This is a genomic window from Sphingobium sp. AP50 (assembly GCF_900109095.1).
Lineage (GTDB): Bacteria > Pseudomonadota > Alphaproteobacteria > Sphingomonadales > Sphingomonadaceae > Sphingobium.
The window spans coordinates 500,538-517,694 of the sequence record NZ_FNYZ01000001.1 but is presented as its reverse complement, the minus strand read 5'-3'; the positions used below and the strand labels follow the sequence as shown (position 1 = coordinate 517,694).

The following is a 17,157-nucleotide window of genomic DNA, read 5'->3' as shown; positions in this document are numbered from 1 at the left end:
ACCTTCGGTCGCCTGCGGCTCGACAAGCTCAGGACGAACGGGGCTTATTCAAGCTGAATGGTTTATTCGTGCCGGAAGATAGCCATGATCTGCGCGGCGACCTGCGCCGGGGTCAGGCGGCCGGGGCGATACCATTCCGCTGCCGAATTGATCTGGGACAGGAGGAGGTTGCGATAGAGGGAGCGGTCGATGGAGGGTGGCAGCGGGAGGTCCGCGACCAGAGCGCGAAACTGATCCTCGAACCGGTCGCGCCGGGCGAGCAATTGCGCCCGGACGGTGTCGGGCACTTCGCGGAAATCATTCATCATCGGCGTGGTGAGCGAATCCGGCGCAAGCTGGATCTCCAGCAGGGTCGAACAGGCCGCCTCCAGCCGTGCCCAGGGATCATCCTGTGCGCTGACGGCCATGGCGATGAGGCGCGCCGCGCGGTCGAGCGCGCTGTTGTGCAGATCGACGAACAGCGCATCCTTCGACTTGATATGATGATAGAGCGAGCCACCCAATATGCCGGCCTGTTCGCCGATGTCGCGCATGGACGTGCCACGATAGCCCTTGCGGGCGAAAAGCTGGGCGGCGATCGCCACGATCTGCTGGCGGCGACTACGCCCTTCCTCGATCGTGCCGGAAGCTATGCTGTCATGTGTCATCAAAATGAGGGTAGCATAAGCGGAACGAAATGGGCCAGCCATGGGTGCATGGCTGGCCCGTGTCGCGGCTTTGAGGGGACGTTTTGACCGTCAGTCCGTGCTTTTTAATCCATTCGTTTTTCGAGAAAAACGCATGGACGCACAGTGACGCTCCCCAGGCTTACGCTCTGCCGCTCGCCCTCCCGCGGGCGATGGATGTCATCCTATCGTAATATGGCTGAGTCGTCTCGCCCCAAATGCGCGTTCGGCGCGGGATTGGCGCGGTTCGGCGTGTCGCCGGCGGGAGCGGAATAGGATATCGCGCGCTTAACTTCGCATATGTCGCGCAAGTTTCGACAGGATATGTCGCGTGATGGAAATTATATATCCTACAGCGGGCGACCCGCCACATCACAGGCCTGTCGCCATCCTATCAGCACCAAGCCGCATAGGATAGGAAGCGATGCCGGTCAGGAGCGGCAATATTCCTCCCGCTGATCAAATTCGCTCATGGTGATGCGGTTCCGGCCTTCCTGCTTGCTGATATAAAGCTGGCGATCCGCTTCGGAAATCCAGTTTTCCGCCGACATGCCGGGCAGGCAGCGGGCGCTGGCGACGCCGATGCTGACGGTGATGAAGGGGCTGACCCGCGACTGTTCGTGCGGGATGTTGAGCGACTGGATCTGGAGCAGGATTTCCTGCGCCACCAGTTCCGCCCCGTGCCGGTCGGTGCCCGGCAGAATACAGGCGAACTCCTCCCCGCCATAGCGGGCAGGCAAATCGGTCGCGCGCTTGACCGCGCGGGTCAGGGCGGCGGCGACCATCATGATGCAGCGGTCGCCCGCCGGATGGCCATAAGTGTCGTTGAACTGTTTGAAGAAATCGATGTCGAGCATGATGACCGACAGCCAGTCTTCCGAACGGGCCAGCCGGGCGCTTTCGGTCTGGAGCGCGCGTTCGAGGTGACGGCGATTGCTGAGGCCGGTCAGCGCATCGGTGACGGCCAGCGTCGCCAGCTGATCGCGCAGGCGCTTCAATTCCACATGATTGCCCACGCGCGCCCGCAAAATGGCCGGCTGGATCGGTTTGGTGACATAGTCGATCGCGCCGAGCGACAGCCCGCGCATCTCATCCTCCGTATCGCCAAGGCCGGTGGTGAAGATGACCGGGATATCGACCAGCAACGGGTCCGCCTTCAGCCGGCGACACACTTCGAACCCGTCGATGCCGGGCATCAGCACGTCGAGCAGGATCAGGTCGGGTTGCGCCGTGCGTGCGGCATCCAGTGCCTGTTGCCCGGAGGTGGCGAAGCAGACTTCATAATCATCTTCCAGCACCGCGTTCATGATCTCGATATTCGAGATTTCATCGTCGACGATGAGGATCGTGCCCTTGCTCATGAAATCACCCCCGTTCGTTCTTCGGGCCGGGCGCTCTCTCCATCGAGCAGCGCCAGCGCGGCTTCATAATCCAGCTTGTCCAGCGCCTGCTGCACAGGGTGGCTGGCGCGCTGATCATCGGGCAGGCCCAGCGCATCGGCGAAGCGGCCGAAGCTGGCGCGTGCGCCCATGCTGCGGCGGCGCAGCAGATCGCGCAATTCATGCTGGGCCGCATGGATCGCGCCGGGATCGGCGGGCGCGATCATGACGACGCTCGTCGCCTGCCCTCCCCCGGTCAAGCTGCGTGCCGCGACGATGGCGGGGGCGATGATGCTTTCCAGATCGACAATCGCGCCGCGCGCCTGATCGACTTCGCCCGCGGCCAGCATGCGTTCGATATCGGCGGCCATCGCCTGAACCTGTGGCAGTTCCAGCGATCCGGCCACGCCCTTCAGGCTGTGGGCCAGCCGCCGCGCGTCAGGCAGCATGCCGGTGCCAATCAGCACCCGCAATTCTCCGGCGACATCGGCATAGGTGTTGCCGAAGGTCACGATCAGCTTGCGCAGCAATGTCGCCTTTCCATTGACCCGCAGCAATGCCCCCTGAATGTCGAAGGGCGGCAGGCTGTCGGGCAAGGCGCCGTCGGGCACTTTGGTCGGCGCGACAGGTTGCGGCGCGAGCGCAGCGACCACGACCGGTTTCAGCCAGTGATTGAGCGTGCGCACCAGCCCGGCCGGATCGACCGGCTTAGCCACATGATCGTTCATGCCGGCGGACAGGCAGCGCTGTTTTTCCTCCTCATAGGCATGGGCGGTCATGGCGATGATCGGCAGGCGGTCGGCCGACCAGCTTTCGCGGATGACCTTCGTCGCGGTGACGCCGTCCATTTCGGGCATCTGCACGTCCATCAGTACGGCGGCATAGCGGGCGCCATGGTCGCGCATCATGTCGCAGGCGATGCGGCCATTTTCCGCGCAATCGACCAGCAGACCGGCATCGCACAGCAATTCGGTGGCGATTTCGCGGTTGATCTCATTATCCTCGACCAGCAGGACGTGCAGGCCGCGCAACGGCTCCGCCACCATCGGCAGCGCATCCGTCATGGGAGCGACGGTCACGACGGGCGCGACATCATCCTGCGCGAACACATCGATGATGGTGTCGATCAGCGTCCTGGGCACAACCGGCTTGGTCAGGAAGGCCGCGATGTCGCCATCCTGCGCATGGTTCACAAAATCGTCAGCACCATAGGCGGTGACGATCAGCGTCTTGGGCCGCGCCCCCTGATAAGGAGCGACGCGCATCTCCTCTACCACCTGCATCCCGTCCATGCCGGGCATCTTCCAGTCGAGCAGCACCAGTTCATAGGGTTTGCCACCCTGATCGGCCGCGTCGATCGCGGCCAGTGCCTCATGCCCCGATGCGACGAGATCGACCGTCATGCCCCAGCCGGCGAACACATCATGCATGATCTGGCGCGAGGCAGGATTGTCGTCCGCCGCCAGCACGCGCAGGCGCCGGATCTGATCGGGCAAGGGCGTTTCCAGCGCGACGAGGCTGTCTTCCAGCGCCATCTGAATGCGGCAGGTGAAGATACTGCCTTCGCCCACCTGGCTGTCCACCCGGATGCTGCCACCCATCTGCTCCACGATCTGGCGACAGATGGCGAGGCCAAGGCCCGTGCCGCCGAAGCGACGCGTGGTGGAACTGTCGGCCTGGGTGAAGGAATGGAACAGGGCAGCCTGCTGTTCGGGCGTCATGCCGATGCCGGTGTCGCGCACCGACAATTCAAGCATGGCCTGCCCCTGCTGTTCGGACAGCAGCGCGACGCTGATCGTAACGCTGCCTTCCTCGGAGAATTTGACTGCGTTGCTGAGCAGGTTGAGCACGACCTGACAGAAGCGCATCTCATCCCCCACCAGCCGGTCGGGCACGGTGGAAGCGATGCGGGACACCAGCTTCACCTGTTTCGCCTCGGCATTGTCGGCGACCAGATGAATCTGGTTCTCGATCGCGCGGCGCAGGTTGAAGGGGTTGGATTCCAGCGTCAGCTTGCCCGCTTCATTCTTCGAGAAATCGAGAATGTCGTTGATCAGGCGCAGCAGCGACACGCCGGCCTGATTGATCTTGCCGACATAATCCTGCTGTTTGGGGTCAAGATCGGTGCGCATCACCAGATGGCAGAAGCCCAATATGGCGTTCATCGGCGTGCGGATTTCATGGCTCATATTGGCCAGGAACAGGCTCTTGGCGCGGTTCGCTTCCTCCGCCTCGCGGGTGCGTTCCTCCAGCGCCGCATTCTTGGCCAATATCTCGTCGCCCATGCGCTGGTTGCGCTGGAAGCTTTCCACCAGCTTGTCGCTGAGCCAGACCAGAACGGCCGTCTGGAAGGCGACGATGCCTGCATGGAGCAGGACGCGTTCCAGATTGCCCTGCCCCGGAAACACCGCATAGGGCAGAAGATAGAGCAACAGCAGATGATGCGCCGCGGTGGCAGTGGCGGCGGCCAGGATGGCGCGCTTGTCGCACCAGGCGATGGTCAGCGCCAGCATGGCAAAGAAATACATGTGCATGTCCATCTGCCAGGCATGGCCGCGCAGCAGGAACAGCAGGATCGCCGGTTCCCCGACCAGCGCGATGGCGGACAGGCAGCGGGTTTCCACGGCGATGCCACGGCTCCACCACATCAGATGATAGGCCCCCGCCAGCACCGCCCCCGCGATCGCTGCACCGGTCGGCGAATGGCCGGTCAGCAGGGCGACGGTCGCCAGCAGCGGCACATGCGCCCAGAAAAGCGGCACGAGGAACCGGCCGAAATGATATCGCAATGTATCGAGTTCGATGGTCATAGGCTCTGTTCCCGAGTGGAAGGGTCGAGGCAACCGCCGCCCGGTGGGGCGGCGACCGCCAGCCAGGCGCCTGCCTTGCGCAGGGCGGCGGGGAAATCGGGCCGGTCGGACCCGGCGATGACGATGTTGGAGAAGCGGCCCGCCTGCACCAGCCGACCGTTGGCCGCGCTGACGAGATTGATCGTCTGCGCGCGGGTCGAGCCCGGTGCGGCGATGACGAGATACCAGCCCGAATCCGGCCCGCCATAGAGCGAGGCGGCGCCAAGACCGGTGAGGCCAGCGAACAGCAGCAGGGCGGCGGGAAGATAGACGAACAGCCGCCCGCCCCCACTGCGCTGTAGCACAGCAGACTGCTTCTCTGCCCCCGTCCGCGAGGAGGAGAGGACCTTGATATGGGATCGGGCCTGTTCCTGTCTCATGCCCGCATGATGACCAGAAGAGGGTTTTATATTGGTTAATTGAACCTAATTATTGTGCGACGAACCGTGACAACATTCGCCTGGACATTGATATCCTTGCGAAACTTCATAAGCGGCGAATTCGGGCAAACGATCACTCATGATTGGCGCGCACAACAACTCAATCGCATGATGCGCCCAACTGGAAAGACGGGATTCGCCGATCAATGCTGATCAGGCAAAATCATAAATCACCCCTGTAATAGACAGTCCAAAACTTGGCCTTTTCTGAACTTTATCAGTCATCATCCAGAAATGAAGGCAATCCGCCGATATCGTTTCGGCTGTGGAATATTATCGCGCCATTCAGTTTTTCTTCTTTCCCGTCAATGGGAAGGCGCAATCACGACGCCGCGCCGCAACGTCAATCGTCGCCGCGAAAGACAGGCTTAAAATTTTGTTAGGCATTGAAGGGTACCAAATTGCGTGGGCCAGCCACTCAAGGAGCCATCATGCGCGCTGACACGACCAGCCTTCTCCAACGCCTCGGGCAAAAGGATTTTCGCTATCGCGAATTTCATGACGCCTTTGCGGACATGGAGCTGTGGCCGATTTTCGAAGCCCTGCTGGCGGACGAACGGGTGGTCGGCAGGCCGATGTCGGCTCTGGCCGAAAAGGAAGCCGCGATGCGCGCGAGCGAGGCGAAACATTATGCGCCCGCCGCGCGCCCGGCCGACAGTCCGGATATGTTTTCCCGTTACGCCGAGCCCAGCCCAGCCGCAGCGAGCCGCCCCGGCGACGATCTGCGCGGCTTTCTGGGCCAGCTATCCTCCAAGAATTCGGGGTAGAGATCATGCCGCTTCTGCTTTGCCATTCACCCAAGGGCGGTGTGGGCACCAGCTTCATCGCAGCACAGCTCGCCATCGCGCTGGCCGAGCGCGGGCATGAGGTGACGGCGCTCGACTTCACCTTTCAGGATTCGCTGAAACTCTATTTCGGGCTGCTGCCCGCACAGCCGCTGCCCAATATGGTGACGCATGTCGGCGAAGCGACGGTGGTGTCCGGGGTCGAATTGCTGGCGGCGCATGAACTGGGCAGCGATCCGGGCTTTCGCAAGCGGCTGAACGCCGACGCGGCCTCCCCCTTTGCCGGGGACCGATTCTATATCGCCGATCTGGCGGCGGGCGACCGGGAGACGAAAGAGCTGCTGCTGCCCCATGCGCTGCTGCACATCTGCGTCATGGACCCGCGTCCCGGATCGCTGGTCGCGCTGTCCAAGGTGCAGCCGGGCACGCCGACGATCGAGTTGCAGAATACCGCCTTCATCCTGAACCAGTTGGACGACACGCATCGGCTGTCGCGCCATTCGCACATCTTTCTGCGCGAACTGGTTGGCGATCGGCTGATCGGCACGGTCCGTCGGGACGAGGCCGTCAATGAAGCCGCCGCCATGTTCGAGCCGATCGGCCGCTTCGCGCCCGCCAGCGTGGCGCTGGCCGACCTTGCCAAGCTGGCGATCGCCGTGGAACGCCGCTGTGGCCTTGGCCTGACGCCGGAGGCGCAGTCATGAGCCGCCTGTGGCAATGGATGAGCGGACCGGGGCTGATTGCTCTGGCCGTGCTGCTGGCCGTGCTGGCCGTCACCGTCCCGCTGAGCCTGTCGGCCCAGTGGGGTTTTGCGTTCCTGACCATTGCCGGTGGCGTCGTGCTGGGCCGGATCGGCACGCGCCGCGCGCTGCTGACGCTGGCGATCCTGTCGATCATCGTGTCGACCCGCTATATGTTCTGGCGCACCACGGCGACGCTGGAATTCGGCACTTTTCTGGAATTCATGCTGGGCAGCGGGCTGTATCTGGCCGAATGCTATGCCTGGCTGATCCTGATCCTGGGTTTCTTGCAGACCGCATGGCCTTTGAAGCGCCAGATCGTGGAAATTCAGGGCGAGCCGGACCAGTGGCCGTTCGTCGACGTCTATATCCCGACCTATAATGAAAGCCTGTCGATCGTCCGCAACACCGTGTTCGCGGCGATGGACATGGATTATCCCGCCGACCGGTTCCGCGTCTTCATTCTGGACGATGGCCGCCGGCCCGAATTTCAGGCCTTCGCGCGGCAGGCCGGGTGCGGTTATCTGACCCGTGGCGACAATCTGCACGCCAAGGCGGGCAATCTGAACGCGGCGATGAAGAAGACCAACGGGTCGCTGATCGCGATCTTCGATTGCGACCATGTGCCCACGCGCGCCTTCCTCCAGATGACGGTCGGCTGGTTCCAGCGCGATGCGCAACTGGCGCTGATGCAGACGCCGCACCATTTCTATTCGCAGGACCCGGCCCAGCGCAATCTGGGCACGGTGCGCGACCTGCCGGGCGAAGGCGACCTCTTCTATGGCGCGGTCCAGTCGGGCAATGACCTGTGGAATGCGACCTTCTTCTGCGGATCGTGCGCGGTCATCCGCCGCGAGGCGCTGATGCAGACCAACGGTTTTGCCGGCGAGACGGTGACGGAAGACGCCCACACCGCGCTGAAGCTGCAACGCATGGGGTGGAACACCGCCTATATCGGCGCGCGCCTGTCCGCCGGCCTCGCCACCGAGCGGCTGGTCGTGCATATCGGCCAGCGCATCCGCTGGGCGCGCGGCATGACGCAGATCTTCCGCATCGACAATCCGTTGCTGGGGCGCGGCCTGAACTGGCAGCAGCGCTTCTGCTACCTGAACGCGATGCTGCATTTCCAGTTTCCGCTGCCGCGGATCGTGTTCCTGACCAGCCCGCTCGCCTATCTCGTCTTCGGCCAGAACATCATCCATGCGTCGGCATCGATGATCTTCGCCTATGCGCTGCCGCATCTTTATTGTTCGATGGCGTCGGGCGCGATCACGCAGGGCGGCGACCGTCGTCCCTTCTGGGGCGAAATCTACGAAACCATCCTGGCCTTCCATCTGGTGAAGCCCACGGTGGTGACGCTGTTCCAGCCGCGCAAGGGCAAGTTCAACGTGACCGACAAGGGCAGCACGCTGGACCAGACCTATTTCGATTTCGCGACCGTTCGGCCACACCTGATCTGCATCGGGCTGATGCTGGCGGGGATCATCATCGGCTTCGTCAAGCTGTTCTTCTTTTCCCACCTGTTCAACATTCAGGCGGACTCGCTGACGCTGAACGTGATCTGGGCGGTATTCAGCCTGATCATCCTGATCGCGGCCGTCTCCGTCGCGCGCGAAACGCGCCAGACCCGCGAGCATATCCGCATCGATTCGCAGCTGCCGGTCACCCTGTACATGCAGGACGGCTATGTGATCGAGGCGTGCACCACCAACATTTCCATGGGTGGCGTCGCCATCACCATCCCCAAGGATTTTTCGATGCGCGACCGGCAGGTTTCCCACATCTCGCTGCCCATGGGCGACGAGACGCTGACCATCCCGGTCGACACCGTGCGACTGGACCGGGGCGAAGCCAGCCTGCGGTTCCGGCCGCTGGACACCACCCTTTCGCGCCAACTGGTGCGGGCCGTGCTGGGCCGGGCCGACGCCTGGGAACCATCCGCCCCGCGCAAGCCGGTATCCACCCTCCGATCGTTGCTGGACATCATCATCGTGGACATGGTCACGCTCAAGCGCATCTTCTTCCTCAACCGCACGGAACGGCGCGACCATAAGCGCCAACTCGCCGCCGCGAAGGCAGAGGCTGCCAAATCCGGCGCGGCCAAGGCCGTGGCGAAGGCGGCCGCGGTCGCCGCGCTGATCGGCCTGCCCTTCGCCAATGCGCCGCAGGTCCGTGCGCAACCCGCCCCCGCTGCTGCGCCTGCCGCGGCTTCGGCGACGAGCGGCGTGCGCAACCAGCGACTGAGCTTCCGCGATCTCCAGCTCAAGACGCCGATCCGGCTGGCCGGTACGCGCGGCGAAATCGGTATCCCGTTCGGCCTGCGCCGCAACGAGGTGGTGACCAATGCCGCGCTGACGCTGAATTTCGCCTGGTCGCCCGCGCTGCTGGGTGACCTGAGCCAACTGGTCGTCATGCTGAACGGCGAAGTGGTGCGAACCATTCCCCTGCCCTCGTCCGAATCGGCGGGCCAGAATATCCGCATTCCGGTCAATCCCGCTTTGTTCCTGCCCGGCGACAACCAACTGAACCTGCGTCTGGTGGGCCATTATGCCCGCGATTGCGAAGACCCGTTCCACAGCTCGCTCTGGGCCAATATCAGCAATGTGCGCTCCTGGTTCGACATGACGATCCAGACGCTGCCGTTGCAGCCTGATCTGGGCCGTCTGCCTGCGCCCTTCTTTGACAAGAGCGACAATCTGCCGCTGCGCCTGCCCTTCATCTTCGCCGGGTCGCCCCGCGCGAACGAACTGGAGGCGGCCGCCAGCATCTCTTCCTGGTTCGGCAGTCTCGCCAGCTATCGCGGCTTCAGCTTCAAGCCGGTCTACAATCAGATCCCGCAGGGCAATGCGATCATCTTCGCCACGCCCGACCGGCCGATCGCCGGCCTGCCGCTGACCTTCACCGGTCCCAGCGCCGCCGTGATCCGCAATCCGCGCGACAATTTCGGCGAATTGCTGGTGATCATGGGCCGCAACGGGCAGGAACTGAAGCTGGCCGCCGCCGCGCTGGCCAGTGGCCGGGGCCTGTTCGGCGGGCAGAAGATGAGCTTCGACGGGGTGCGCATCCCGACCTATGCCCGCTATGCCGCGCCGCGCTGGCTGCGCACCGATCGTGCAGTGCAACTGGGCGAGATCATGGATGCCAATGCGTTGCAGGGCATGGGCCTGCCGCCCGGTCCGCTGTCCGCCCGCTTCCGCGTCGCGCCCGACCTGTTCTTCTGGCCGCGTCAGGGCGGCACGCTGGACATGAACTATCGCTATCCGTCCGCCCCCTGGCTGGACAAGCGGGCGTCGCGCCTCGACGTGTCGATCAACAGCCAGTATCTGCGCAGCCTGCCGCTGGGCGGGGTGAGCTGGTGGGAGCAACTGATCGGCAAGACGGGCGCCAGCTCGCAGGACAGCAATGCGTCCATCGTGCTGCCGCGCTACAATCTGTTCGGCCAGAACGAGCTGATCTTCGATTATAATCTGATCATTGCCGACAAGAAGAAGTGTCAGGGCACGCTGCCCGACAATGTCCGCGTATCGGTGCGGCCGACCAGCAAGATCGACCTGAGCCGTGCTTATCATGCGCTGCACATGCCCGATCTGGCGACCTTTGCCGGTGCCGGCTATCCCTTCACCATCCGCCCCGATCTGGGCGAGACGACGGTGCTGATGGGCGAACGCCCGTCGACCGGCGCGGTCGAAGCCTTCCTGATGCTGATGGGCCGGTTCGGCGACTCGACTGGCGCTGCCGCAACGGCCGTGACCGTGTCCAACGCGGTCGAGCCGGACCGGCTGGGCGGGCGCGACATATTGGTGATCGGCGCCAGCAGCGTGGCGGGTTCCGGCCAGCTGTTCGGCGGGGCACCGGTTCGTTATGAAAATGGTCGGCTGGACGTGACGGAATCGACCCCGGTCGAGCGCATCTTCGGCTTCTTCTCGCCCTTCGAACGGTCGAGCCATGACGAGGTTGCGCAATTTTTTGCCGCGACATCGGGCTTTAGCGGCGTGACCGGTTTCGAATCGCCATTCGAGCGTGGCCGCAGCGTCGTGGCGGTACTGGCCGACGATCCCAATACCCTGCCGCAACTGGTGAGCGGCATGGCCGACACCCGGATCAACGCCCAGATTCAGGGCGACCTGTCGGTCGTCAATGGCGACGGGATGAGCAGCTTTGCGGTCGGGTCGGGCTATTGGGTGGGCTATCTGCCCTTCTGGATGAAGGCGGCCTACTGGCTGAGCCAGCGTCCATTGCTGATGGCGGCCTGTGGCCTGCTGGCGGCGCTGATCCTGACCGGTCCGCTCTATCTCTATCTCAGCCGCCAGCAACGCCGTCGGCTGGGCGAGTCGGAGGAAGCATGATGCGTAAGCTGTGGCTCCTGGTCGGCTGCGCCGGCCCGGCCCTGACCCTGGCAGCCCCCGCTATGGCCGAAGTGCCGGGCGTGGCGGCGCTGGTGGAACAGGGACGCTATTGGCAGGGCAAGGGTCGGCAGGATCTGGCCAATCAGGCCTTCCGCCGCGCCCTGGCGCTGGACCCGAACAGTGCGGCCGCCCGCGCCGCGATGGCCGGACCGCCGCGCAAGGTGGAAACGCCAAAGCCGGTAGCCGCCGCGTCGACGCCGCAGCCGGCCCGTGCCGCTGCTGCAACGCCTGCGCCTACCCGGACCTGGCAGCCTGCACCTGCGCCCCGCGCGGTTCAGCCGAGCGCCCCGACGCAGCGTGGCGGATCGTCGCGCGCGGCAGGCTTCAAGGCACTGGATGCGGGTAATCTGGCCGAGGCCGAACGGGATTTCCAGCGCGCCGTCGCCGCCAACGGTCGCGACGCCGATGCGCAGGGCGGGCTTGGCCTCGTCCGCTTGCGGCAGGGCAATTTCAGCGAGGCACGCGACCGGCTGGAACAGGCATCGCGTCTGGGCAATGCGGCGCAGTGGAATGAAGCGCTCCAGTCCGCCCGCTTCTTCGCCGGGCTTGGCGAAGCGCGCGCGGCATTGGCGCAGAACCGGCTGAGCGAAGCGCAGAACACGGCCGAGCAACTGATGCGGTCCGGCTATCCACAGCGGGGACCGGCGATCGAACTGCTGGCCAGCATCTATGAAAAGCAGGGTCGTTATGCCGATGCGGCGGACCTGTATCGGCAGGCCAAGGAAAATGGCAGCCAGAGCGACACCCGGCTGGCGAGCCGTGCGGCGCGCGCCAAGGCGCTGGCGGCGGCGGCCAATGGCGACGAGATCGGCGCGGAGCAGGCCTTCCATTCCGGCCTGTTGCTGGGCCAGAATGATCCGTGGATCCGGCTGGAATTCGCCCGTTACCTGCTGGCGCGGGGCCGTGGTTCGGAAGTCGAATCGCTGCTGTCGTCGCTGTCCAGTTCCAGCGACCCCGACTGGCTTTATGCCGGGGCGCTGCTGAACGCGGAAATGGGCCGCGATCCTGCCGCCGAGGCGCTGATCGGGCGCATCCCGGAGATGCAGCGGACCGAGCAGATGCGCAATTTCGCGGTCGGGCTGAAGATCGATGCCGCAGTCGAGCGGGCCAAGGCGCTGGGTGCGCAGGGCCGTCAGGCCGAAGGCTTGTCGGCGGTGCGGCAACTGGCGGCGACGCCGGGGCTGGACGCCGCGCGGCAGGCGAGCCTGGCCGATGCGCTGTACGAACTGGGCGACCGGGAAGGTGCGGCGTCGCTGGCGCAGCAGGCGATGTCGGGCGAGATCAGCGATCCGCAGGCCTATGAACCGATCGTACGGGTGCTGGCCAAGACCGGCCGGGACGCCTTTGCCACGGCGGCGATCCAGCGGGCCGGGCAACTGGCCGGACCGTCCGCCGAAGGGCAGAAGGTCATGGCGCGGATGAACGGCGTGATGGCGGCGTCTCAGGCCGACCGAATGCGTCTGGCGGGGCAGAATGCCGCTGCGTTCGATCTGCTGCAATCGGCCTGGAACGCCGCGCCGGGCAATCAGGAAGTGCTGGGGGCGCTGGCCCGCCTCTATCAGTCGGGCGGGATGCCGGCCCAGGCGGCGCAAACCTATCAGATGCTGCTGGCCCAGTCGCCGACCGACCGGGGGGCAACCATGGGCCTGATCGAAACGGCGGGGGCAGCGGGCGACCGCGAGCTGGCCCGGCGGACGATGGACCGCGCCTTGCAGGCCAATCCCAATGATTATGAAATCTATATGGCGGCGGCGCGGATGGAGAAAGCGCGCGGCGATGATGGCGCGGCCGTGCGCTATCTCAAGCGGGCACAGGAACTGTATGCACGTCGCAGCGGGGCGGCGGGGACGCTGACCAGCGCCAATCCGTTCGCCACGACGGTTTCGGGCAATAATCCGTTCCGCAACCAGCAAGCGTCGGCCGTGGCCGCGCCGATGGCCAATCCCTTTGCGCTGAGCGGCAGTTCACGCCTGCCCGCCACGTCGGCGCCGATCGCGCCGGCCAATAGCGGCTATGGCTATGCCGCGCCGAGCCAGCCCTTCCCCACCGGCGGCACGCCCTCGGCCCCGATGGGCGGCGGCGGTAATATGGGTAGTGCCGCCTATGCCGATGCGAGCGGCGGACAGGCCAGCAATCCTTCGGGTGATCCGGTGCTGGGGCGCATCCAGTCCGAAATCAGCCAGCTGACCCGCGAATCCGGGCCGCGCGCCGACCTGAACACCGGTTACCGCGAGCGGTCGGGCGAAACCGGGCTGAGCGCGCTGCGCGAAATGACCGGCACCGCGCAAGTGTCGACCGGGCTTGGCAATGGCCGCATCTCCGCCAAGGCGCAGGCCGTGGCGCTGGATGCCGGCCGCCCGACCGGATCGGGCCTCGCCCGCTTCGGCCGCAACGGCACCGCCGAAGCCGAAGCCATCGTCGCCGAAGAGGAATCGGCGCTGACGCAGGCGAAGACGCAGCATGCATCCGGCGTCGCTTTGTCGGCCGCCTATGAAACGCCGCTGCTGAAGCTGGAGCTGGGCACGACCCCGCTGGGCTTTGAAGATACGCAGGTGACATGGCAGGCGGCGCTGACGCCGCGCTTTTCGCCCTATACCACCGCGCGCGTGTGGGTGGAGCGCAAGCCGGTGACGGACAGCGTGGTCGCCTATGCCGGCACGCGCGATCCGGTGACGGGCGATCGCTGGGGTCAGGTGATGCGCACGGGCGGCGGCGTCTCCTTCTCCTATGATCGGGACGGCGCGGGCATTTATGGCGACTTCGCCTATAATCGCTATGCCGGCGTGAATGTGCCCAACAATCGCAGTTTCCAGGCGAATGTCGGCGGCTACCTGCCCTTCTATCGCGGCGATCGTTCGTCGGTGACGGGCGGCGTGAACGTCAACTATCAGGATTATGACAATAACCAGAACTTCTTCACCTATGGCCATGGCGGCTATTTCAGCCCGCAGAGCTTCTTCAGCGTGAGCTTCCCGGTCCGGTACAGCTTTACCGATGACCGGATGGAAATCCGCGCGGGTGTGGCGCCGGGCTATCAAAGCTATTATCAGGAGCAGGTGGGGCTTTATCCCACCGATCCGACCGCGCAGGCGGCGCTCGATGCGCTCAAGGCACAGAATAGCGATGTGCGGTCCTATTATGATAGTATCAGCAAGACCGGTTTCGCCCTGTCGGCCGATGGCTCCTTCTATTATCGTGTGAGCCCGAGCACGCGGGTCGGTGGCGAAATCAGCAAGAATACTTTCGGCAGCTATGACGAGTTCAAGTCGATGATCGGCATCAAGCAATCCCTGGGGGGCTCGCAATGATTGAAGACGCTACGAAATTCACGACGCAGGCGCCCCCGGCCGATCGCGCGGACGACGCCGAACTGCTGGTGTCGCTGATCAGCGCGGAGATTTTCGCCACCGCGTCCAGCGCGCAGGCGGAAGGATTTTTCACCTCGGTCGGCTACCGACTCGCCGCCATCGTCGCGATGGACGATGTCCATGACCTGCATGGGCTGACGACGCGGATCAATGCGCTGTGGCATGCGTTGGGCTGGGGCGAGGTGCGGATGGACGTGCAGGGCAATGGCATAGTGGTGCATCATCACGGGCTGCCGCGCGGATGGAATACCGACGCCAGCGGGCATTGGCCGGTCGTATTGCGCACCCTGCTGACCAGCGCCTATGATCGCTGGTTCCGGGTGCTGGGTAGCGGCAACAGCCTGCGCACCACTGTCCTGCGCGCATCGGAGGAGGCGTTGGAACTATATCATGGGGTTTGACCGGCGTACCCTGCTGATCGGCATGGGACTGACTTTGGCGACAGCCTGCGCCCGCGCGGAAAAGCGGGGCGAAAACCGGACGGAGAAGCAGAGCGGCAGCCGGTCGGCCAGGCCGATCGAAAAGCGGAGGGAAACGGCGGTGACCGGCGGCGTCGACTGGCCCAGTTTCAAGGCGTCCTTCCTGGACCCCGTCGGCCGCGTGGTCGACAATGGCAATGGCGGCGTCAGCCATAGCGAAGGGCAGAGCTATGGCCTGTTGCTGGCGGTATGGAATGACGATCAGCCCGTATTCGACACGATATGGAAATGGACGGAAAGCACGCTGGCGCATCAGGATATGGCGCTGTTTTCCTGGCGCTATGATCCGCGTGCCGCGATCCCGGTGAACGATCCCAACAATGCCACCGATGGCGACATCGCCATCGCCTGGGCATTGGCGCAGGCGTCGCGCAAATGGCGCAATCCGGCCTATGCGCAGCGGTCGAGCGCGATCCGTGGCGCGATCCGGTCGAAGCTGGTGATCGAACGGTTCGGGCGGCAATTGCTGTTGCCCGGCCTCAACGGCTTCAATGGCGAACCCAATGCCACGCTGAACCCATCCTATTATCTGTGGCCCGCGCTGGACGCCTTCCGCGATCTGGACGGGGACGCGGCCTGGGGCAAGATTATCGGCGATGGCGAGGCGCTGATGGAAAAGGCGCGGTTCGGGCCGCTGGCGCTGCCGACCGACTGGATCGACGTGACCGGCCATGACAGCGTGATGCCCGCCGCCGGGCGCCCTGCCCGTTTCGGCTTCGACGCGATCCGCGTGCCGCTCTATGCGCAGGCCGGGCGGCGGACCGAACTGGTCGCGCCGATCCGGCAATATTGGCAGGGCTATACCGGCAATCACCAGCCGATCCCCGCCTGGGTCGACGTGCAGTCGGGCGAGGTCGCCCCCTATGCCCTGTCCGCCGGTGGCGCGGCGATCGCGACGAACATATTGGGCGGCAGCGCGCCGGACCGGCTTTCGACGGACTATTTCGCCGCCTCGCTCCAGATGCTGGCGGCGCATCTGAAATAGAGCTCAGTCCAGCAGTTGCGCGAGTGACGGCGCGGCGGGCCGACCGGTAGAGGCCAGTTGATCCAGCGTGGCGCGGGCCATGGCGCGATAAGGCGGCAGCAAGGCCGGGCTGTCGGCGGCCAGTGCCGTCAGATGATCGAGGATCGTCGCCTCGTCGCCGCGCAGCAAGGGACCGGACAGAGCGGCAAAGCCCCGGTCGAGGCTGTTTTCCAGCGCGGCGCGGACCAGTGGCCCGATCAGCGCCTGCGGATCAGCCACGCCCGCCGTCTTCAGCGCATCGCATGATCCGGCGAGCAGAGTGACCAGATGATTGGCGGCATGGCAGAGCGCCGCATGATAGAGCGGCCGCTGCACCTCCGCGACATATTCGGGCACGCCGTGGAGCAGCGCCACCAGTTGTTCGGCCGCATGGGCCGCGGCCGGGCCGTCGCCGGTGATGACGAAACGGGCACCCGCCATGCGCGCCACCTCCCGGTCCGGATTGCCGGTGAAGGTCATCGCCGGATGGATGGCGGCGGTCAGCAGGCCGCTGTCCCGCAGCGGCGCGAGGATGGCGGCCCCGCTGCGTCCGCTGACATGGCAGGCGAAAGCGGAAGAAGGGCCAGCGGCGGCGAGCGCCGCGATGACGGTCGCGAGTGCATCGTCCGACACGGCGATCAGGATCAGGTCGCAAGTGGCGATGATTGTTTCCAGCGACTCCACCGCGTGAACAGGCCCCATGATATCGGCAACGGCGCGAGCCTGATCGGGATCGCGTCCCCAGAGCATCAGTGGTTCGGCGCAATGCCTGTGCAAAGCCAGCGCCATGGCGCGCGCGACGCGCCCGGTTCCGACGATTCCGATCTGGCGATAGGCGATAGTCTGCTGCATCGGCCCTGCTTAGCGGCTGGTCCCGCACGCGCAAAGCCGGTCGATCGGCGCGAACCGCGTTTGCGGATGGTCAAGGCAAAAGGGAAGCGCATCGCCTACAGGCAGCATGGCGATGGCGAGGGAGACTCAAGCCTTTGCGGCGAGCGATATCAGGTCATCAGGTGGGTGCTGGCGCGCGACCGGAGTCGCCG

11 protein-coding genes are annotated in these 17,157 nt (G+C 64.8%); 6 read left to right on the top strand and 5 right to left on the bottom strand.

What is annotated here, in order from left to right:
- Nucleotides 1–62 precede the first annotated feature (62 nt).
- The 4 genes from BMY84_RS02555 to BMY84_RS02540 all read right to left on the bottom strand — a co-directional run bounded on the left by BMY84_RS02555 (nt 63) and on the right by BMY84_RS02540 (nt 5,273).
- Complete coding sequence (locus tag BMY84_RS02555) at nt 63–647, bottom strand: TetR/AcrR family transcriptional regulator (protein WP_177203871.1); 585 nt, start codon at nt 645–647, stop codon at nt 63–65.
- A 449-nt stretch (nt 648–1,096) separates the two neighbouring features.
- The gene (locus tag BMY84_RS02550; protein ID WP_093080149.1) at nt 1,097–2,026 is read right to left on the bottom strand and encodes a diguanylate cyclase; all 930 of its coding nucleotides are present in this window, start codon (nt 2,024–2,026) and stop codon (nt 1,097–1,099) included.
- A complete protein-coding gene (locus BMY84_RS02545; protein ID WP_093080147.1) occupies nt 2,023–4,854 on the bottom strand; it encodes a response regulator in 2,832 nt (943 codons plus the stop codon). The genes BMY84_RS02550 and BMY84_RS02545 overlap by 4 nt, the downstream gene beginning before the upstream one ends.
- Nucleotides 4,851–5,273, bottom strand: a complete 423-nt coding sequence (locus BMY84_RS02540; RefSeq protein ID WP_177203870.1) for a hypothetical protein — start codon at nt 5,271–5,273, stop codon at nt 4,851–4,853. Before BMY84_RS02540 ends, BMY84_RS02545 begins: the two co-directional genes overlap by 4 nt.
- Before the next feature lie 491 nt (nt 5,274–5,764).
- Between BMY84_RS02540 and BMY84_RS02535 the strand changes: the two genes are divergently transcribed.
- Genes BMY84_RS02535 through BMY84_RS02510 form a run of 6 tightly spaced genes read left to right on the top strand, consistent with a single transcriptional unit; the run spans nt 5,765 to nt 16,096 of the window.
- Nucleotides 5,765–6,100, top strand: a complete 336-nt coding sequence (locus BMY84_RS02535; protein WP_093080141.1) for a hypothetical protein — start codon at nt 5,765–5,767, stop codon at nt 6,098–6,100.
- A 5-nt stretch (nt 6,101–6,105) separates the two neighbouring features.
- Nucleotides 6,106–6,822, top strand: a complete 717-nt coding sequence (locus BMY84_RS02530; RefSeq protein WP_093080139.1) for a cellulose synthase operon protein YhjQ/BcsQ — start codon at nt 6,106–6,108, stop codon at nt 6,820–6,822.
- On the top strand, nt 6,819–11,204 hold the full coding sequence (bcsA, locus tag BMY84_RS02525) for a UDP-forming cellulose synthase catalytic subunit (protein ID WP_093080136.1): 4,386 nt from the start codon (nt 6,819–6,821) through the stop codon (nt 11,202–11,204). The genes BMY84_RS02530 and bcsA overlap by 4 nt, the downstream gene beginning before the upstream one ends.
- Complete coding sequence (locus BMY84_RS02520; protein ID WP_093080133.1) at nt 11,201–14,572, top strand: cellulose biosynthesis protein BcsC; 3,372 nt, start codon at nt 11,201–11,203, stop codon at nt 14,570–14,572. Before bcsA ends, BMY84_RS02520 begins: the two co-directional genes overlap by 4 nt.
- Nucleotides 14,569–15,033: a cellulose biosynthesis protein BcsD gene (bcsD, locus tag BMY84_RS02515; protein WP_093080131.1), complete on the top strand. Its 465-nt coding sequence runs from the start codon at nt 14,569–14,571 to the stop codon at nt 15,031–15,033. The genes BMY84_RS02520 and bcsD overlap by 4 nt, the downstream gene beginning before the upstream one ends.
- Nucleotides 15,023–16,096 (top strand): glycosyl hydrolase family 8, encoded by a 1,074-nt coding sequence (locus BMY84_RS02510; protein WP_093080128.1) that lies wholly within the window; start codon nt 15,023–15,025, stop codon nt 16,094–16,096. Before bcsD ends, BMY84_RS02510 begins: the two co-directional genes overlap by 11 nt.
- A gap of 3 nt (nt 16,097–16,099) precedes the next feature.
- On the opposite strand, the gene BMY84_RS02505 is transcribed toward BMY84_RS02510, so the two are convergent.
- Entirely contained in the window at nt 16,100–16,966 is an 867-nt protein-coding gene (locus tag BMY84_RS02505; protein ID WP_093080125.1) for a Rossmann-like and DUF2520 domain-containing protein, read from the bottom strand.
- Nucleotides 16,967–17,157: the final 191 nt, after the last annotated feature.